The sequence below is a fragment of the Mesorhizobium sp. RSR565B genome (assembly GCF_054719465.1).
The window spans coordinates 5026079-5044038 of sequence record NZ_JBTTIE010000001.1; the positions used below are offsets into that span (position 1 = coordinate 5026079).

Genomic DNA, 17960 nt, shown 5'->3' on the forward strand with positions numbered 1-17960 from the left:
CGGGTGTTCGAGAATTTCAGCCCGATCTATGTCGTCTATGCCGCGGCAGCGCTGACCGGCATCATGATCGCCGAAGGCTGCTATCTGCTCTATGCCGGCCGCAGCGACAAGCGCCTGGCTATCAACCGGCGCATGAAGCTGCAGGAAAACAAGATCAGCCAGGAACAGGTGCTGATCCAGCTGCGCAAGGAACGCGGCCTCGATTCCGGCACGTCATTCTTCTCGCCCGACCGTTTTCGCGCGCTGCGCACGCAGTCTGGCATGGTGATGCCCTTGCCGAAATTCCTGACGATGACGACGGGCGTGGCGCTGGCGATGATGCTCGTCGCGCTCTGGTACGGCCTGCCGCTGTTGCTCGCCATTTTGCTGTTTGTGGTGCTGACAGCGCTGCTGCCGGTAATTGTGCTGCGTTCCAAGCGTGCCCGGCGGGTGAAGCGTTTCGGCGTGCAGTTGCCGGAGGCGCTGGAATTGATCACGCGCGGCTTGAAGGCCGGGCATCCGGTTCCGGTGGCGATCTCCATGGTGTCGCGCGAGATGCCCGATCCGATCGGCACCGAATTCGGCGTTATCTCCGACGAGGTGACTTATGGTTCCGACCTGGTTTCGGCGTTGAATTCACTGTTTGATCGCGTCGGCCAGGAGGATCTGCCGCTGTTCGTCACCGCGGTTTCCATCCAGACGAGTTCGGGCGGCAATCTGCGCGAGATCCTCGACGGGCTGTCGACGACGATCCGCGAACGCGGCAAGCTGCGCCGCAAGGTGCGCGCCATTTCGACCGAGGGTCGTATGTCGGCCTATATCCTGACGGCGGTGCCGGCGCTGCTGTTCGCCGCCATCATGGTGATGATGCCGCAATTTTATCAAAGCGTCTGGGATGTGCCGAAGACCTGGTATCTGCTGGGCGGTTCGGTGACATGGCTGATGCTGGGCAACATCATCATGTTCAAGATGTCGAACTTCCGGTTCTGAGATGGAGCAGGTGATCCAGTTTCTTGCCTCGCTGGCGCCGACGTCGCTGATGCCGGTAGCCGCGATGCTGCTGGCATTGGGCGGCAGCGCGGTGGCATGGCCGCTGGTGGTGGCCAAAGGCGACCGCAACGATCTCAAGCGCCGGCTCAAGATCGACGACAGCAAGACTCCCCAACAGGCCGAGGTGGCGCCGAAGAAGAACCAGAGCGTCGTGCGCGAGAAGGCGGTGAAGCGGGCGCAGGAATTCTACGCCAAGAGCGATCCGGAAAATGTCGCCCGGTTGCGTATGAAGCTGATCCAGGCGGGCTATATGGAGCCGCGCGCGGTCGGCACATTCTTCCTGATCCGCTTCGCCTGCCTGGTGGGCGCAGCGATCGGCGCGTTCCTGGTCAACCATTGGATGGGCAGCGCCGATTCCACCGCGACCAGCCGCTGGACCTTCATCATCCTGTCGGGAGCCGCCGGCTATTTCGTGCCCGGCCTGGTGCTCAGCCAGAAGGTGCGGGAAAAGATGCGCGAATACCGCAACGGCTTTCCCGACTTCATGGATTTGATGATCGTCTGCTCCGATGCCGGCATGAGCATGGAGGCCGGCATCGAGCGCGTCTCGAAGGAACTGGCCAAGACCTATCCGTCGCTGAGCCAGAATCTGCAGCTGGTGTCGCTGGAACTCAGGGCCGGCCGCAGCCTCGACGATGCATTGAAGGCGCTCGCCGACCGCCTCAGCCTGGACGAGGTGCGCTCCTTCGCCACGCTCTTGCAGCAGTCGAAGGAACTCGGCACCAGCCTCGCCGGGGCGCTGCGCGTGTTCTCCGACGAAATGCGCCACAAGCGCATGTCGTTGGCCGAGGAGAAGGCACATGCCTTGCCGGCCAAGATGTCCGTGCCGGTGGTGGTGTGCATCCTGCCAGTGGTGCTGATGATCGCCGTCATCCCGATCATCGTCAAAATGACGGCGGTTCAGTAGATACCAAGGCAGTAGATACCAAGTGGCCGCCCGGCGGCTTTCTGCGTTTACTCACTTCAACTACGCTTCGCCTGGATGTCATATCCGGCCGGTTGGCCGCTCTCCTTCGGCAAAATCCGCAAAAAGCAAAATGAGTGAGCCGTCCATGCGAATAGTCTTGTGCACCGCCTTCCTCGGCCTCGCCGCGGCCAGTCTGTCGCCGGCCTCGGCCGCGGCCGACGATTGCGGCGACGCTGCCGCTCTGGTGCAGCAGGCATATCCCAAGGCCCAAAAGAGTGCCGATGGCGCCTCCTTCACGCTCGAACCTCATACCAGCATCGCCCAGACGCTTTGGGATGGCGATGCGAGATTCGGCGTGGTCTGCAAGATCTGGCCCGCCCATGACGACCTGTTGTTGGTCGCCTTGCCGCTGATCGACAGCTCCCAATCCAGCGACGACGGGCATTTCGGCGATGTCGAGCTTCTGGTCGTCGACAGGAAGACCCGGCAGGTGCGCCAGCGCCTGCTCCAGCCCGGGCTGATGACCGATGATGCCGTCGGCATCCGCGAGATCGACTTCGATACCGGGCGCTACAGATTGGCGCCCGATGTCGGCGCCTTCGGCCTGCGCATCCAAATGGCAAGCCATTCGCAGCCGAATCCTTTCAGTGAAACCGACCTGCGGCTCTATGCCCTTGACGGCGGTGCTCTGCGCCTGGTGCTCGACGGCATCATCGTGGCCGGCTTTGGCGGCGAAGGCGACACCAATTGCGCAGGATCCTTTCAATCCAGCCGGGTCAGCCTGGCGATGAGCCCGGCGAGACATCACGGCTATCACGACATCACAGTGTTCGAGCGGTTGGACACCGACAATCCGTCTGTCGACAAGAATGGCGAGTGCCAGTCCCATCCCGGCAGGTTCATGAAACGAACCTACCGGCTGCGCTACGACGGCAGGCGCTATCAGTTTCCGGCGGGGCTCAAGGCGCTGGAGCCGGAATAGGCTTCGGTTGGTTAATGGCTTCTGTGCCCGAAACCAAATTTTAGGCGCGTTTCCGCACTGAAGTTTAATCGCCCTATTGTAGTCTGCTTCCTCAGAGAACGACCCGGTAAATCGGGCGATTGGGGCCAGGGGCATGCGTCACAGAAGTTTCACGGCAATGGCCGCGCTAGCGGCGGTCTTGATGGTCGGCGGCTGCACGACCGACAACGTCGACAAAACCAAGACCACATCGATCCAACCGGTGGCAAAAGACGTCAGCACCTCCGACCTTGCGCAAGGCAAGGCGCAGTTCCGCGAGGCCAATTACGGCCTTGCCGAACAGCATTTCCGCAAGGCCGTGGAACTGAAGGCCGACAGTGCCGAGGGATGGATGGGGCTTGCCGCCTCCTATGACGAACTCGGCCGCTTCGACTTCGCCGACCGCGCCTACGACCAGCTTTTGAAGGTTGCCGGGCGCAAGCCGCAGATTGTCAACAATATGGGCTATTCGCAGCTGCTGCGCGGCAACAAGAAGAAGGCGAGGGCGCTGCTCATGGAAGCAAGGGCCGGAATGGCCGACCCGAGCGTGATCAACGCCAATCTGGCGCTGCTCAACAAGGGCTGAGACTCTTCGCGGGGGCGGCAGTCGACGCTTTGTAAACCCTGTCGGCAGCTTGCTTTGAAACCGGCAGAAAACCGGTATCTCCGGCCGGTTGCATGCCTATGATGCGCCACAAATCGAAGATCCCGAAGGTTGCCGCTCATCCATGCTGGATTTCAGTTCGCTATTGCTGGCGGCTGCGCTGTCGGGCACATGCCTGAGCGTCACCATGTTTGTGATCTGGTTCACGGCGCCGCGTGCACGCTTCGTGCTGACGGTTGCGTGCGGCATTCTCGTCCTTGTCGCCCACGTCATCGTCTTCTGGCGCTACACGAGGGAGCCCAGTCCGTTGCTTTGTCAGGCAGCGTTGGCGCTGCTCAGCCTCGGTTTCCTGGCGCTTTCACTTTCGGCCATGCAATATCTTGGTGTGCGCAATTACAGCCGCGCTGTCCTGCCGGCCATGCTCGCGATCGCTGTCTGCGCCGGCGTGACCTATCTCGGTTTCGATGGTGTCGGCTTCATCCTCACCTATACGACGGTAACAGTGCTGCTCGCCACGATCGGGGTGATGTTCTGGATCAAGGGCGGTCAGGATCGCGGCATTCTGCTGGTCGTTTCGGCGCTAAGCGGCGTCTGCGGCGTATCCTTCGGGCTCTGCGGCGCCGTGCTTCTGGTCAAGGGCCAGTGGGTGCTCGGCGTCGCACCCGACAATTGGGCCGAGCGGTTGAATTCGGTCGTGGCAGTCGCCTGCATGACGGCGCTCGGCGCGCTGACGCTGTCGCTGCATCATCTGCAGGCACAGATCGAACTGAAGGCCGAGACCTTGACCGACCCGTTGACCGGTCTCATGAACCGGCGGGCTTTGAACTCGCTTTATGGCGAGCGCGTCTTCGGCCCGTTCATGTCGGTCGCCATGTTCGACCTCGACCACTTCAAGCGGACCAACGACATCTATGGCCATCCCGTCGGCGACCGGGTGCTTTGCCGTTTCGCCGCAGTCATCAAGAAGTATGACAGGGTTGGCGTCGACGCCTTCCGGCTGGGCGGCGAGGAGTTCGCGTTGGTCATGTCTCGGATGACCGAAGACAAGGCCTACGATCTCGCCAGCAGGATCGGCGTCGCCTTCGGCACGGAAGTGGTGCCGACGCCGCGCGGGCCGTTGCGCAGCAGCGTCAGCGGCGGCATTGGCTTTGGCAAGGAAGACGGCAGCAGCCTGGATGAAGTGCTGGCCGAGGCCGACCGGGCGCTCTACGCGGCCAAGAACGACGGGCGAAATCGCGTGCTTGTCCTCAACGGCAAGGCCGACGGACCGGCCTTGCGTTCAGCCTGACAGGCCAGAGTGTTATTCGGCGGCGCCGAGATATTCCGACAACGGCGGGCAGGAGCAGACGAGGTTGCGGTCGCCGGCGACATTGTCGATGCGCGAGACCGGCGGCCAGTATTTGGCCGCCGTATCGACATCGCCAGCGGGGTAGGCCGCTTCCAGCCGCGAATAGGGGTGAGTCCACTGGCCGGCAAGGGTTTCGGCCGCCGTGTGCGGGGCATTGACCAGCGGGTTGTCCTCGAGCGGCCATTCGCCCTTCGCCACTTTCGCTGCCTCGCCGGCGATGGCAATCATCGCCTCGCAGAACCGGTCGAGTTCGCGCTTGGGCTCGGACTCTGTGGGCTCGACCATCAGCGTGCCGGCGACAGGGAACGACATGGTCGGCGCGTGAAAGCCGTAGTCGATCAGCCGCTTGGCGATATCATCGACGCTGATGCCGGCGCTCTCCTTGAGGACGCGCGTGTCGAGGATGCATTCATGCGCGATGCGATCGTGCCTGCCCTTGTAGAGAAGCGGGAAGTGCGGCGCGAGCCGCGTCGCCACATAATTGGCCGAGATGATCGCCGTCTCCGTCGCCTGCTTCAGGCCGGCGGCGCCCATCATGCGGATGTACATCCAGGTGATCGGCAGGATGGAAGCGCTGCCGAACGGGGCAGCGGACACGGCATGCGCCGAACCTTCGGTGACATGACCCGGCAGATAGGGTTTCAGATGCGCCCTGACGCCGATCGGACCGACGCCCGGACCGCCGCCGCCATGCGGGATGCAGAAGGTCTTGTGCAGGTTCATGTGGCAGACATCGGCGCCGATATCGGCGGGCCGCGCCAAAGCAACCAGGGCGTTAAGGTTGGCGCCGTCGAAATAGACCTGGCCGCCATGCTCGTGAATGAGAGCGCACAGGTGGCGCGCGCCTTCCTCGTAGACGCCGTGCGTCGAGGGATAGGTGAACATCAGGGCTGCGAGATTCTTCGAATGCTCGTTGGCCTTGGCCCGCATATCGTCCATGTCGATATTGCCGTCCTCCAGGCAACGCACGACGACGACGCTCATGCCGGCCATCGCCGCACTCGCCGGATTGGTGCCATGCGCGGACTGGGGGATCAGGCAGATGGTGCGATGGCCTTCGCCACGCGAACGGTGATAGGCGCGGATGGCGAGCAGGCCGGCATATTCGCCTTGGCTGCCGGCATTGGGCTGCAGGCTGACGGCGTCGAAGCCGGTGATCTCCGCCAGCCAGCCTTCCAGCTCGCCGACCATGGCGCGATAGCCGGCCGAATGGCTGGCCGGCGCGAAGGGATGGAGGTTGGCGACAACAGGCCAGCTGACCGGCATCATTTCGGCCGCCGCGTTGAGCTTCATGGTGCAGGAGCCCAACGGGATCATGGTGCGGTCGAGCGCCAAATCCTTGTCGGCTAGCCTGCGCAGCAGGCGCATCATGTCGGTCTCGGAGTGGTTTTCGCGGAAAACCGGCTGGGTCAGAAACTCCTTGCCGCGCGGCTTGCCGGGCATCGCGCCGGCCTCAGTAGCGCCGGACTTGGCGCCGAACAGGGCGGCGATAGCCTCGAGATCCGCCTCGGTCGAGGTTTCGTCGAAGGCGATGCTGATGCGGTCGGCATCGATGACGCGCAGCAGCCGGCCACCTTTTTCAGCGGCAGCGGCGATCGAAGCTGCCTTGCCCTTCACTTCGGCCGTCACCGTGTCGAAACGGCTTGAGCCGAGCACGGAAACACCAGCGGTTTTCAGGCCTGCTGCGAGGCCGTTGGCGAGCTCATGAATTCGGGCTGCGATCGCCTGCAAACCAGTAGGCCCGTGCCAGATCGCGTATGCGGTCGCCATGTTGGCAAGCAGCGCCTGCGCGGTGCAGATGTTGGAGGTCGCCTTGTCGCGGCGGATATGCTGTTCGCGCGTCTGCAGGGCGAGGCGATAGCCGGGACGGCCCTTGCTGTCGATCGACTGGCCGACGAGGCGGCCGGGCATCAGCCGGGTCAGCTTGTCGGAGACGGCGCAATAGGCGGCGTGCGGGCCGCCAAAGCCCATCGGCACGCCAAAGCGCTGCATCGGGCCGACGGCGATGTCGGCGCCAAGCCTGGCCGGCGCTTCGGTCAGCGTGAGCGCAAGCGGATCGGCGATGAAGACGACCACGGCGCCGGTGGCGCGAGCCTTCTCGATCGCCGCCTTGTGGTCGCCATAGACGCCAAACGTGTCCGGCCAGGAGACCAGCAGGGCGGCGGTGTTGTCGTCGATGGTCTCGCCATCGATCTCGATGCCGAGCGGCTCGGCCCGGGTGCGCACGACGTCCAGCGTCTGCGGATGCGGCGTGCCGGCCAGCGCCACCTTGGTGCGCTTGTCGCGGTGATGGCGCAGCGCGATGCCGACCGCTTCGGCCACCGCCGTCGCTTCGTCGAGCAGGGAGGCCGAAGCCACCGGCAGGCCGGTCAATTCGGTGACCAAGGTCTGGAAGTTGAACAGCATTTCCAGGCGGCCCTGGCTGATCTCGGCCTGGTAGGGCGTATAGGCGGTGTACCAGGCCGGGTTCTCGAACAGGTTGCGCTGGATGACCGGCGGCACATGGACGCCGTGATAGCCGGCGCCGATGAAGCTCTTCAGCACCCTGTTTTTTGCCATGATCGCCGACAATTCGGCCAGCGCTTCGGCTTCGCTCGCCGGCGCGGGAAGGGCTAGCGGCAGATCGAGGCGGATCGACTGCGGCACGGCCTGGCTGATCAGCGTCTCGACGGAGGGAACGCCGATCACGGCAAGCATGGCTCTGACGTCGTTTACATCAGGACCGATGTGGCGGGCCGAGAAGGGGGTAAGTGCTGCGCTCATGGCAATAGGTCCTGATGTCAACCGATATGGGTTTTGTAGGCGGCCTCATTCATGAGGCCTGCGAGTTGGCCTTCGTCGGCGAGCTTCATCTTCCACAGCCAGCCGTCGCCGGTCGCAGCGGAGTTGACCAGCGACGGGTCCGAGGACAGCGCGCCGTTGGCGTCGGTGATCTCGCCATCAACCGGCGCATAAACATCGGATGCCGCCTTGACGGATTCGACGACCACGGCGGTGTCGCCCTTACTGAGTTTGGTGCCGATTTGAGGCAGTTCGACGAAGACGAGATCGCCAAGCTGTTCCTGCGCATAGTCGGTTATCCCGACGGTGGCGATGCCTCCCTCGACGCTCAGCCATTCGTGATCTTGTGTGAAATAGGTTTTTGCCATCGGAATTATCCTTTGCGGTAGCGATGAGGAGTGAAGGGCAAGGAACTGATATCGACCGGGATTTTCGTCCCGCGAACGTCGGCGAACAGTTTCGTGCCCGGCTTGGCCAAGGCCGTTGACACATAGCCCATGGCGACGGGATGGCCGGCCGACGGGCCGAAGCCGCCTGATGTCACGTAGCCGGCCGGATCGCCGTCGGCATCGAACAAAGCAGCGCCGGCGCGCACCGGCTGGCGGCCGTCCGGCTTCAGGCCGACGCGCTTTTGCGACGGCCCGCGCTCCAGGATGGACCGCAGCGCATCGGCGCCGATGAAGGACCCGCCGGCGCGGAGATCTTTGGGGATCGCCCACATCAGGCCGGCACTGGCCGGATCGATCTCCGGCGTGATGTCCTGGCCGTGCAGGCACAGGCCGGCCTCCAACCGCAGCGAGTCGCGGGCAGCAAGGCCGATCCACAACACACGCTCGTCCTCGAGCAGTTTCGTGACCAGAGCGCGCGCATCCGCCTCCGGCAGGCCGATCTCGAAGCCGTCCTCGCCGGTGTAGCCGGAGCGGCTCATGAACCAGTTTTGCTTCGGCTCGATGCCATGCATGAACAAGAGCGAGCCGGTCTCGATGCCGGCGCGGGACAAGGCAGCCCAGGCTTCCGGCCCCTGGATCGCCAGGAAGACGCGGTCGAGCGCATCGACTTTGACGTCGAAGTCCGCGGCCAGCGCACGCAAATGCTTCTCGTCCTCGACCGCATTCCCGGCGTTGGCGACCACCATGAAGCGCTCGGCGCCGAGCCGGGTGACGATCAGATCGTCGATGATCCCGGCGGCCTCGTTGAGGAAGAAACTATATTTGGACTGTGAAATCTCAAGCGCGCCGGCATCGAGCGGACTGGCGCGGTTGAGCAGTGCCGCAGCGCCCCGTCCGCTGATCTCGAACAGCTTCATATGCGAAATGTCGAACAGGCCGGCATGTTCGCGGGTGTGAAGGTGCTCCTTCATCACGCCGGCCGGATAGGTCAGCGGCATCGACCAGCCCGCAAAGGCGCCAAAGCGTGCGCCGGCGGCGGTGTGCAGATCTTCGAGAGGAAGGTGTTTGGTGTCGTCGCCCGTCATGTCATCTCCAGAGTCGCACGCAATCGGCCGCTGCTGGCGACCAGTCCGTGCCCCTCTGTCTGAAGCCTGAGAGACTCGCGCAACCGGAACTCTGTCGGCGACGCTTACACCTTCGGCGCGGGGGCAAGCCCCGACTTTCCAGAGTGTCTTTCCCGTCTACGGTTCTTTTGCCTGAGAGATTTCGGGCGATTTCCCCTTCGGCGGCAGCTCGCGCTGCTCTCTCCCGCAAACAGGTAGGACTCAAAACTTAAGCCCTCGACGCGCCATCCATAGCTTGTCGGCGACACCTTGTCACCTGCCAGCGACACGTAAAGCGCGTCGTCTTTACAGTCTTCGCTAACCACGCCGTTTGCCGGTTTTTCAAGACAATGGCGATATTCTGGGCTGACGGTTTGGCCGGCAATTGCGTTGGGCACGGCGGATGGGGATTGACAGATGGGCGAACGGATCGGGAGCGCGCCGGTGGCGGGGCTGGCCTCGAAGGACCGCATCACGGCGGAAGATGTCGTCATGCTGCGTCGCGAAGTGTTCGCTGACGGCGTGGTGACGCGCGGCGAGGCTGAAGCACTGTTCGCGCTCGATGCGACAGCGACGGACAAATGCCCGCAATGGCCTGAATTCTTCGTCGAGGCCGTTACCGACTACATCGTCCACCAGGAAAAGCCGGCAGGCTATATCTCTGAAGACAATGCCGGTTGGCTGATCCAGACCATCTCGCGCGACGGAATGGTCGACAGTGTGACCGAACTGGAGCTCCTGGTGCATGTGCTGGAAAGGGCGAAATCATCGCCCGGCCGGCTCTCCGCCTACGCGCTCGAGCAGGTCGCCAACGCGGTGGTCGACGGCAAGGGACCACTGATGCTCGGCGGCGCGCTGGTTCCCGGGCTGGTCGCCAAGGCAGAGGTCGATCTGTTGCGCCGCATTCTCCACGCCTATGGCGGCGACGGTAACATTGCCATCACACGGGTTGAGGCCGAGGTGCTGTTCCAGATCAACGAGCAGACCGCAGCGGCCCACAACGACCCGTCCTGGAACGACCTGTTCGTCAAGGCGCTCGCCAATTTCGTCATGTGTTCGGCCGGCTACGAAGCGCCGACGCGCGATGTGGCGCTGCGTCGTGACAGTTTCTTGGACCAGGCCGAGCCCGAAATTGGTGGCTTCTTCAGCCGCATGGTGTCGGGCGGACTGGCCGGCATCATGGAAGCCTATCGTTCGCCCGGCGATATCGAGGCCGAATGGGAGTCGAAGAACCGTGCCGCCGAGGCACTCGCGCGCCGCGCCGAGACGATCGACGCCAGCGAGGCGAAATGGCTGGCCGATCGCATCGGCACCGACCGCCCGCTGCGTGACAATGAACGCGCGCTGCTGACGCTGATCAAACTCGCCTCGCCGGAGATACATCCGGCGCTCAAGCCACTGCTCGACAAGGTTGCTTAAGCCGCGCCGTTTTCTGCGACCGTTTTGCAGAGGACGATATTGGAGTGTCTTCAGGCCAATCGCCAAGTTCGGCCACGCGCTCGAAACCGGCTTCCTCAGGCAAGCTCGGTTCGGTCGGAGTCAGATCGTGCTCGGTCAGAATGCGAGGCCATCAAATCCCGCCATACCAGTCATAGCCATTGTCTTCCCAATAGCCGCCGCGGCCGCCGCCAATATTGGCAAAACTGTCGACGAGCTCGATCTTGTAGAGATACTTCGGCATCTTGTAGCCGAGCTGTCGTTCGACGCGCACGCGCAGCGGCGCGCCGTTTTCGACCGGCAGCGGCTTGCCGTTGAGGCCGTAGGCCAGGATCGTCTGCGGGTGGCGGGCATCGATCAGGTCGATGGTGCCGTAATATTTGATTTCCCCGGAGAGGCTGCGATCGATCGTATCGAGGCAGTGGAACATGACATAGCGGGCCTGCGGCTTGACCACAGCCTGGTCGAGCACCAGCGACAGCGGGGTGCCGGTCCATTTGGCGATGCAGCTCCAGCCTTCGACACAGTCGTGGCGGGTGATCTGCGTGCGGCTCGGCATGTTCTCCAACTGCTCGCGGCTGAGCGACAGCGGCTTTTCGACCAGGCCCGTTACCTCCAGCCGCCAGTCGGCGAAATTGTTGGCGAGCAGGCCCTTGTAGGTGTCATCGTCGGGCGCGGTGACGCCGTTCGGCCGCTGCGGCTGGCGGATGTCGGCCTCGGTGAATTCCGGCGCCAGAGCATCGCGGCCGGCAAGCCAGCGTTGCGCGCGGTAGGTCAGGCCATTGGCGTTTTCGAGGAAACTGCGCAGGCCGTCGCCCATGCCGAGCTGGCTGTCGAAGGCATCGCAGCCCGACAACATGATGCCGGAAACGCCGAGGCCGGCACCCGTCAGGAACTTTCGGCGGCTGATCGGGAATTTGGCCATCTCACGCACTCCTCTCGCTGTCGCCATGCGTTGGCGGATCCGTGCGGTACCAGCCGGTGATGATCGAGCGCAGTTCGTTGATCGGGCCGGCAGCGAGGATCATCATCATATGGACGATGAAAAAGCCGACCAGCAGCACCATCACCGTGAAATGGATGGTGCGCGCCGTCTGCCGGCCGCCGAGCACTTCGTTTAACCAGGGCAGCACCGAGTTCATGCTCGGTGACATGGCGAGGCCGGTGATGATCATGAGTGGCAACAGCACGAACAGCACGCCGCCATAGGCTATTTTCTGCAGCGTGTTGTATTCGCGTGTGTGGTGGAACCTGAGCTTGGCGTGCTCGATGATGTCCTGCGGCAGCCGCTTGAGATCGTCAAGGCGCGGCGCCAGATCGCGGCGCAGATGGCCGTTGACCAGGCTGGCGACCAGCCAGACGACCAGGGTGGTGGTCAGTATCCAGGCGAAGAAGAAATGCACGACGCGGGCGGTGCCGAGATCGTAATAGGACGGGATCGTCGCCCAGGAGGGGAAGGCGCGCGAGGTTTGCTGACCGGCCGGGCCCGACCAGCCGAGCACGCCGGTGGTGTCGAAGCGATGGCCGAAGATTTCGGTATAGCCGCGCGGGCCGGTGGCGGTGTTTTCGGCGCCGATGGCAAAGACGGTGTTGTTGTACTCGAAGCCGGATTGCTTGCCGATGTAGAGCTGCGGCCGGGCATTGAAGATCTGCAGGCCGGACAAAAGCATGAAGAACAGCGAGATCGCCCACAGCCAGTGCGTCAGGCGGGTCCAGCGCGATTGCCGGTAGATCAGCGTCGCATCCTTCGTTGAGGCGGCATCGACGCCTGCGCCGGGCTGACTCACGGTAATGGTTTCCATCTTTTCCTCGCCTCCGGCTGCGCGATCCTGGGATGGCCGCGCTCGTCCTTGTCCTCCCAATACGTCGCTATCGAAAGCGATGTTTCATGCGGTCACGTTTTTATTACGGGCACGGGTTTATCGCGGGCACGGATACTCAATTGCCGAGGCTCACCGCGAGATTGACGACGGCGGCGACGATGACGGCGTTGAAGAAGAACGACAGGATCGAATGGACAAGCACCACGCGGCGCATATGCGAGGTCGTGATCGCGGTGTCGGCGGTCTGCGCGGTCATGCCGATCACCGTCGCGAAATAGAGAAAGTCCCAACCGTCCGGCCGTTTGCTGCCGGGAAAATCGAGGCCGCCGACCGGTATCTTCTTCTTGGTTTCGGCATCGATCGCGTCGCCGTCCATCCAGTAGACATGCGCATAGTGGAGGGCGGCCATGGCATGGATGGTGAACCAGCCAAGCGGGATCGACAGCATGGCGAAGCCGAGTTCGATGGGGTCGCGATCCTTGTGATTGATCAAAAGGAACAGCAGGACAATGGCCATGGCGACGATGCCGAGCGTGATGGCAAAGATGCCCAGCACTGGGAGGTCCAGTTCGCGCGCGTTCTTGCTGAGATAGCGGCCGGACAGCAGCGGCATCTTGGCGATGACGAGCGCGATGAAGACGACGAAGAAGGAATCGGCGGCAATCGAGATCGAATAGGCAAGCCGCGTGGAGACGGGGAGCGATCCAATCAAAGGCAATACCGCGGCAAATACGACCAGACCGACGGCTAGCGACACAAAGAACTGCTTGTGCCGCTGCAAGGGGTTATTCGGCGATGTGTCGGCCATAGCCCGACCTCGGATGATGCTTCACGTCTGGTCGGGTGTGACGGATTTCAGAGCCCGCCGCAAGATACGGTCGAGCTCACCCAGGAAACGCGAGCGATCCTGTGGCGCAAAGCTGGCATTGTAGCCCTTGCTCTCGCCGGTTTCGCGCAGATGCTGCTTCAAATCGCGCATTGCAACCGCCATGCCGATGGTCTCCGGCGTGAACGGCCGGCCGGTTGGCCCAAGCACATGCGCGCCGAGCCCCACGGTGCGAGCGGCAAGCGGGATGTCGGCGGTGATCACGATGTCGTTGGGTTTTGCGTTCTCGACGATCCAATCGTCAGCGGCATCGGCGCTTTTAGAGACGACGACGTTGCGAATCATCGGATCGCGCGACGGACGCAGCCCGCCATTGGAGACGTAGGTGACGACCACGCCATGGCGCTCGGCGACCTTCTCGACCTCGGCTTTCACCGGGCAGGCGTCGGCGTCGACGTAGATGGCGGGTGCGGGCATTATCTCTCCAAAACGGACATGGGGCCGGCATGTTACCCGGCCCCATGCCAGAAATCTCGTACCGTCAGGCCGGCAGCGCGCCCGACTTCTTCGCCGTCCAGGTGGCTATGTAATCCATCAGGCCGGGGTTGAGACAGTCATAGGGTTCGAGGCCGATCGATTTCAACTGGCCGCGAATGCCGTCCATGCGCTTGGGGTCGACACCGGATTCGATGATCGACGAGACGAAAGCGGTGAAGCCCGGCGGTGACCAGCCGTCTTCCTCGAAGCGCTCGGGATGGATGAAGGACAGACCCTTGAACGGATGATCGCGCTCGACCGGGCCGTGCATGTGGACGCCGCAACCGGTGCAGGCATGGCGCTGGATCAATGCTGCCGGATCGACCACCTTCAGCTTGTCGCCATTCTCGGTCACGGTGACGTCGCCAGTGCCGGCGACCGCCACGACCGAGAACACCGCGCCGTCCGGTTTCCAGCATTTGGTGCAGCCGCAGGCATGGTTGTGGGCGATCTGGCCCTTGACCGTCACCTTCACCGGCTTGCTGGTGCAGGCACAGACCAGCGTGCCGCCGGCAAAGCTTGCGCTTTCCTTCGGCAGGCCATTGTCGATTTTCGGATGCAGTTTCTCAGGCATTATCTTCCTCCCTTGTTGAACCCATGCAACTACAGTCGCTGGCCCTTCGGTCGGCGGCTTCTTCTCCTCAATAAACGACGACGCTCCTGATCGACTTGCCCTCATGCATGAGGTCGAAGCCCTTGTTGATGTCTTCCAGCTTCAGCAAATGGGTGATCATCGGGTCGATCTGGATCTTGCCGTCCATGTACCAGTCGACGATTTTTGGCACGTCGGTGCGGCCGCGTGCGCCGCCAAAGGCGGTGCCCATCCAGGTGCGGCCGGTGACCAGCTGGAATGGCCTGGTCGAAATCTCCTGGCCGGCGCCGGCCACGCCGATGACGACCGACTTGCCCCAGCCGCGATGCGAGGCTTCCAGCGCCTGGCGCATCACCTTGGTGTTGCCGGTGCAGTCGAATGTGTAGTCGGCGCCGCCGATCTGGTCGGCGCCGCGCTTGGTCAAGTTGACGAGGTGAGGAACGATGTCGCCGTCGATCTCCTTCGGATTGACGAAATGCGTCATGCCGAAGCGCTCGCCCCATGCCTTCTTGTCGTTGTTGAGGTCGACACCGATGATCATGTCAGCGCCGGCGAGCTTCAGGCCCTGGATGACGTTGAGGCCGATGCCACCGAGACCAAAGACGACAGCAGTCGCGCCTTGCTCGACCTTGGCGGTGTTGATGACCGCGCCGATGCCGGTGGTGACGCCGCAACCAATGTAGCAGATTTTGTCGAAGGGCGCCTCGGGGTTGACCTTGGCCACCGCGATCTCGGGCAAAACGGTGAAATTGGAGAAGGTCGAGCAGCCCATATAGTGGAAGATCTTGTCCTTGCCGATCGAGAAGCGCGAGGAGCCATCGGGCATCAAGCCTTGGCCCTGCGTGGCGCGGATGGCGGTGCACAAATTGGTCTTGCGCGACAGGCAGGATGGGCACTGCCGGCATTCCGGCGTGTAGAGCGGGATGACGTGGTCGCCCTTCTTGACCGAGGTGACGCCCTTGCCGACATCGACGACAACGCCAGCGCCTTCATGGCCGAGGATTGCCGGAAACAGGCCTTCGGGATCGGCGCCCGACAGGGTGAACTCGTCGGTGTGGCAGATGCCGGTCGCCTTGATCTCGACCAGCACCTCGCCTTCGCGCGGTCCGTCGAGGTCGACCTCCATGATTACCAACGGCTTTCCGGCGGCGACAGCGACAGCGGCGCGGGTTTTCATCAGGCAATTCCTCCCAAGGCGATTGGTCTTCAGGCTTTCAGGGTTTTTATACTGTTTCAACCCGATTTGGCGACCAAATATGGCGCAAATCTTGGCCCAGTCGTCGGCGAGCCCAACCTTCGCCCCTCGGCACGGGCCTGGCGGGCCGGGAGTGTCTTGATGGGTGCGCTGCCGGCGGTGCTTGAGCCCGGCTGCCGAAGCCCATAAGAAGGACGAAAGACCGAGGAAACGCCTTCGATGTTCACGAAAATCCTGATCGCCAATCGCGGCGAGATTGCTTGCCGCGTCATCAAGACGGCGCGCAGGATGGGGATTGCCACCGTAGCGGTCTATTCCGACGCCGATCGCGACGCCGTGCACGTCGAAATGGCCGACGAAGCCGTGCATATCGGGCCATCGCCTGCCGCGCAAAGCTATCTCCTGCCTGAAAAGATCATCGCTGCCTGCAAGGAGACGGGCGCGCAGGCCGTGCATCCCGGCTACGGTTTTCTGTCGGAGCGCGCCGCCTTCTGCGAAGCGCTTGAGGCTGAGGGCATTGTCTTCATCGGTCCGAAACCCAAGGCGATCAAGGCGATGGGCGACAAGATCGAATCGAAGAAGTTCGCCAAGGCCGCTGAGGTGTCGACGGTTCCCGGCTGGCTTGGTGTCATCGAAAATGCCGACCATGCCGAAAAGATCGCCGGCGAGATCGGTTATCCCGTGATGATCAAGGCCTCGGCCGGCGGCGGCGGTAAAGGCATGCGCATTGCCTGGAGCCAGTCGGAAGTGCGCGACGGCTTCGACCGGGCGCGCTCGGAGGCGAAAAGCTCGTTCGGCGACGACCGCGTCTTCATCGAAAAGTTCGTCGTCGATCCGCGTCATATCGAAATCCAGGTGCTGGCCGACGCGCATGGCACCGCCCTCTATCTCGGCGAGCGCGAATGCTCGATCCAGCGTCGGAACCAGAAGGTGGCGGAAGAGGCGCCGTCGCCATTCCTCGATGCCAGGACGCGCAAGGCGATGGGCGAGCAGGCCGTGGCGCTAGCCAAGGCGGTCGACTACCAGAGCGCCGGCACCGTCGAGTTCATCGTCGATGCTGAAAAGAACTTCTATTTCCTTGAAATGAATACACGATTGCAGGTCGAGCATCCGGTGACGGAGCTTGTTACCGGCATCGACCTGGTCGAGCAGATGATCCGCGTCGCCGCCGGCGAGAAGCTGGCGATCGAGCAGAGCGACGTCACGCTGAACGGCTGGGCGGTGGAAAGCCGGCTCTATGCCGAGGATCCCTATCGCAATTTCCTGCCCTCGATCGGCCGGTTGACGCGCTACCGGCCGCCGGAGGAGGGCACGTTCGGCGATGTCGTCATCCGCAACGACACCGGCGTCACCGAAGGCTCCGAGATTCCGATGTTCTATGATCCGATGGTGGCAAAACTCTGCACCTGGGCGCCCACGCGTATCGAGGCCATCGATGCCATGTCGGAAGCGCTGGACAGTTTCGTCGTCGACGGCATCGAGCACAACATCCCGTTCCTGGCGGCGCTGATGCAGCATCCGCGCTGGCGCGAGGGGCGGATATCGACGGGCTTCATCGCCGAGGAATATCCTGACGGCTTCGCGCCGATCGTGCCCAATGGCGATGAAAAGGCAGTGCTGGCGGCGATCGCCACCGCGGTCGAGCTTCTGCGCCGCGATCGGCTTGACCGGCTGGGCGGGCGGCTGGCGCCGCATTCGGGCGCACTCAAGCGCGATTGGGTGGTGAAGCTCGGCGACGACTATCTCCAGGCTTCGATCATCGAGGGCATGATCTCCATTCCGATGGAAATCGATCTGTCGGTCGATGGCGGCAAAGCGCTGACCGTGGCGTCCGACTGGCGGCCGGGCGACCTCATCTGGCGCGGCACTGTCGGTGCCCGCAAGGTCACGGCGCAGATCAGGCCGCTGCCGAACGGCCTGCGCATTGCCTGGAAGGGCATGTCGGTGACGGCGCGCGCCATGCTGCCGCGAACGGCTGAACTGGAAAGGCTGATGCCGGAAAAGGTGGCGCCGGACACGTCCAAGATGCTGCTTTGCCCGATGCCGGGCCTGGTCGTGTCGATCGCGGTTGCCGAGGGGCAGGAGGTCAAGGCCGGCGAGACGCTGGCCGTGGTCGAGGCGATGAAGATGGAAAACGTGTTGCGCGCCGACCGCGATCTTGTCGTGTCGAAGCTCAACGCCAAGCCGGGTGACAGCCTGGCTGTGGATGCGGTGATCATGGAGTTCGCCTAGAGATTGTTTGGAAATTCTACTCCGGCGGCCATCTGAAGGCGGTTTCTGCGCTTCCCGTGCTCACGGACCAATGGCCGCTGCGCTCCGGTTCTCGAAACCACCATCATATGACTCGCCAGAGCGAATTTCGAACAATCTCTGAGCCGTGCGGCTGGGT

Annotated in this window: 16 protein-coding genes and 1 riboswitch; of the genes, 7 read left to right on the top strand and 9 right to left on the bottom strand. The window is 63.0% G+C overall.

Going from position 1 to position 17960, the window contains the following annotated elements; translation table 11 throughout:
• Window positions 1–3 precede the first annotated feature (3 nt).
• The 5 genes from ACYG9R_RS24075 to ACYG9R_RS24095 all read left to right on the top strand — a co-directional run bounded on the left by ACYG9R_RS24075 (window position 4) and on the right by ACYG9R_RS24095 (window position 4828).
• Window positions 4–969, top strand: a complete 966-nt coding sequence (locus tag ACYG9R_RS24075; RefSeq protein WP_023688292.1) for a type II secretion system F family protein — start codon at window positions 4–6, stop codon at window positions 967–969.
• Between the two features lies 1 nt (window position 970).
• Window positions 971–1936 carry a type II secretion system F family protein gene (locus tag ACYG9R_RS24080; protein ID WP_023725707.1) on the top strand — a complete coding sequence of 322 codons (966 nt, stop codon included), beginning with the start codon at window positions 971–973 and terminating at the stop codon, window positions 1934–1936.
• Window positions 1937–2081: 145 nt separating this feature from the next.
• Complete coding sequence (locus tag ACYG9R_RS24085; RefSeq protein WP_023822985.1) at window positions 2082–2918, top strand: PA3715 family protein; 837 nt, start codon at window positions 2082–2084, stop codon at window positions 2916–2918.
• Between the two features lie 133 nt (window positions 2919–3051).
• Window positions 3052–3522 carry a hypothetical protein gene (locus ACYG9R_RS24090; RefSeq protein ID WP_023667596.1) on the top strand — a complete coding sequence of 157 codons (471 nt, stop codon included), beginning with the start codon at window positions 3052–3054 and terminating at the stop codon, window positions 3520–3522.
• A gap of 142 nt (window positions 3523–3664) precedes the next feature.
• Window positions 3665–4828 (top strand): GGDEF domain-containing protein, encoded by a 1164-nt coding sequence (locus ACYG9R_RS24095; RefSeq protein WP_023822984.1) that lies wholly within the window; start codon window positions 3665–3667, stop codon window positions 4826–4828.
• 12 nt (window positions 4829–4840) lie between these two features.
• Here ACYG9R_RS24095 and gcvP read toward each other — a convergent pair whose 3' ends face one another.
• The 3 genes from gcvP to gcvT are packed head-to-tail and all read right to left on the bottom strand — an operon-like array spanning window position 4841 to window position 9143.
• Complete coding sequence (gcvP, locus tag ACYG9R_RS24100) at window positions 4841–7651, bottom strand: aminomethyl-transferring glycine dehydrogenase (RefSeq protein ID WP_023708464.1); 2811 nt, start codon at window positions 7649–7651, stop codon at window positions 4841–4843.
• A gap of 17 nt (window positions 7652–7668) precedes the next feature.
• Window positions 7669–8037, bottom strand: a complete 369-nt coding sequence (gene gcvH, locus ACYG9R_RS24105) for a glycine cleavage system protein GcvH (RefSeq protein ID WP_023822983.1) — start codon at window positions 8035–8037, stop codon at window positions 7669–7671.
• Between the two features lie 5 nt (window positions 8038–8042).
• The gene (gcvT, locus tag ACYG9R_RS24110; protein WP_023822982.1) at window positions 8043–9143 is read right to left on the bottom strand and encodes a glycine cleavage system aminomethyltransferase GcvT; all 1101 of its coding nucleotides are present in this window, start codon (window positions 9141–9143) and stop codon (window positions 8043–8045) included.
• Between the two features lie 149 nt (window positions 9144–9292).
• A riboswitch (glycine riboswitch) is annotated at window positions 9293–9379 on the bottom strand.
• A gap of 199 nt (window positions 9380–9578) precedes the next feature.
• Between gcvT and ACYG9R_RS24115 the strand changes: the two genes are divergently transcribed.
• Window positions 9579–10580 carry a hypothetical protein gene (locus tag ACYG9R_RS24115; protein WP_023735311.1) on the top strand — a complete coding sequence of 334 codons (1002 nt, stop codon included), beginning with the start codon at window positions 9579–9581 and terminating at the stop codon, window positions 10578–10580.
• 151 nt (window positions 10581–10731) lie between these two features.
• Here the strand turns inward: ACYG9R_RS24115 and ACYG9R_RS24120 are convergent, their stop codons facing one another.
• The 6 genes from ACYG9R_RS24120 to ACYG9R_RS24145 form a co-directional block, all read right to left on the bottom strand.
• Window positions 10732–11523: a molybdopterin-binding protein gene (locus ACYG9R_RS24120; protein WP_023822981.1), complete on the bottom strand. Its 792-nt coding sequence runs from the start codon at window positions 11521–11523 to the stop codon at window positions 10732–10734.
• Window position 11524: 1 nt separating this feature from the next.
• Entirely contained in the window at window positions 11525–12400 is an 876-nt protein-coding gene (locus tag ACYG9R_RS24125) for a cytochrome b/b6 domain-containing protein (RefSeq protein WP_023822980.1), read from the bottom strand.
• A 136-nt stretch (window positions 12401–12536) separates the two neighbouring features.
• Window positions 12537–13229: a DUF1345 domain-containing protein gene (locus ACYG9R_RS24130; RefSeq protein WP_023688301.1), complete on the bottom strand. Its 693-nt coding sequence runs from the start codon at window positions 13227–13229 to the stop codon at window positions 12537–12539.
• Between the two features lie 21 nt (window positions 13230–13250).
• Window positions 13251–13724 carry a YaiI/YqxD family protein gene (locus ACYG9R_RS24135; RefSeq protein ID WP_023691149.1) on the bottom strand — a complete coding sequence of 158 codons (474 nt, stop codon included), beginning with the start codon at window positions 13722–13724 and terminating at the stop codon, window positions 13251–13253.
• A 64-nt stretch (window positions 13725–13788) separates the two neighbouring features.
• Entirely contained in the window at window positions 13789–14358 is a 570-nt protein-coding gene (gene gfa, locus ACYG9R_RS24140; RefSeq protein WP_023691150.1) for an S-(hydroxymethyl)glutathione synthase, read from the bottom strand.
• A 67-nt stretch (window positions 14359–14425) separates the two neighbouring features.
• The gene (locus tag ACYG9R_RS24145) at window positions 14426–15553 is read right to left on the bottom strand and encodes an S-(hydroxymethyl)glutathione dehydrogenase/class III alcohol dehydrogenase (RefSeq protein WP_023695437.1); all 1128 of its coding nucleotides are present in this window, start codon (window positions 15551–15553) and stop codon (window positions 14426–14428) included.
• Window positions 15554–15790: 237 nt separating this feature from the next.
• Here ACYG9R_RS24145 and ACYG9R_RS24150 point away from each other — a divergent pair, with 237 nt between their 5' ends.
• Complete coding sequence (locus ACYG9R_RS24150) at window positions 15791–17803, top strand: acetyl-CoA carboxylase biotin carboxylase subunit (RefSeq protein ID WP_023695436.1); 2013 nt, start codon at window positions 15791–15793, stop codon at window positions 17801–17803.
• Window positions 17804–17960: the final 157 nt, after the last annotated feature.

What these genes read in the sequence shown, in the direction of transcription:
- ACYG9R_RS24080 (WP_023725707.1), top strand. Translation starts at nt 971, where the DNA reads ATGGAGCAGGTGATCCAGTTTCTTGCCTCGCTGGCGCCGACGTCGCTG.
- ACYG9R_RS24085 (WP_023822985.1), top strand. Translation starts at nt 2,082, where the DNA reads ATGCGAATAGTCTTGTGCACCGCCTTCCTCGGCCTCGCCGCGGCCAGT.
- ACYG9R_RS24090 (WP_023667596.1), top strand. Translation starts at nt 3,052, where the DNA reads ATGCGTCACAGAAGTTTCACGGCAATGGCCGCGCTAGCGGCGGTCTTG.
- ACYG9R_RS24095 (WP_023822984.1), top strand. Translation starts at nt 3,665, where the DNA reads ATGCTGGATTTCAGTTCGCTATTGCTGGCGGCTGCGCTGTCGGGCACA.
- gcvP (WP_023708464.1), bottom strand. Translation starts at nt 7,651, where the DNA reads ATGAGCGCAGCACTTACCCCCTTCTCGGCCCGCCACATCGGTCCTGAT.
- gcvH (WP_023822983.1), bottom strand. Translation starts at nt 8,037, where the DNA reads ATGGCAAAAACCTATTTCACACAAGATCACGAATGGCTGAGCGTCGAG.
- gcvT (WP_023822982.1), bottom strand. Translation starts at nt 9,143, where the DNA reads ATGACGGGCGACGACACCAAACACCTTCCTCTCGAAGATCTGCACACC.
- ACYG9R_RS24115 (WP_023735311.1), top strand. Translation starts at nt 9,579, where the DNA reads ATGGGCGAACGGATCGGGAGCGCGCCGGTGGCGGGGCTGGCCTCGAAG.
- ACYG9R_RS24120 (WP_023822981.1), bottom strand. Translation starts at nt 11,523, where the DNA reads ATGGCCAAATTCCCGATCAGCCGCCGAAAGTTCCTGACGGGTGCCGGC.
- ACYG9R_RS24125 (WP_023822980.1), bottom strand. Translation starts at nt 12,400, where the DNA reads ATGGAAACCATTACCGTGAGTCAGCCCGGCGCAGGCGTCGATGCCGCC.
- ACYG9R_RS24130 (WP_023688301.1), bottom strand. Translation starts at nt 13,229, where the DNA reads ATGGCCGACACATCGCCGAATAACCCCTTGCAGCGGCACAAGCAGTTC.
- ACYG9R_RS24135 (WP_023691149.1), bottom strand. Translation starts at nt 13,724, where the DNA reads ATGCCCGCACCCGCCATCTACGTCGACGCCGACGCCTGCCCGGTGAAA.
- gfa (WP_023691150.1), bottom strand. Translation starts at nt 14,358, where the DNA reads ATGCCTGAGAAACTGCATCCGAAAATCGACAATGGCCTGCCGAAGGAA.
- ACYG9R_RS24145 (WP_023695437.1), bottom strand. Translation starts at nt 15,553, where the DNA reads ATGAAAACCCGCGCCGCTGTCGCTGTCGCCGCCGGAAAGCCGTTGGTA.
- ACYG9R_RS24150 (WP_023695436.1), top strand. Translation starts at nt 15,791, where the DNA reads ATGTTCACGAAAATCCTGATCGCCAATCGCGGCGAGATTGCTTGCCGC.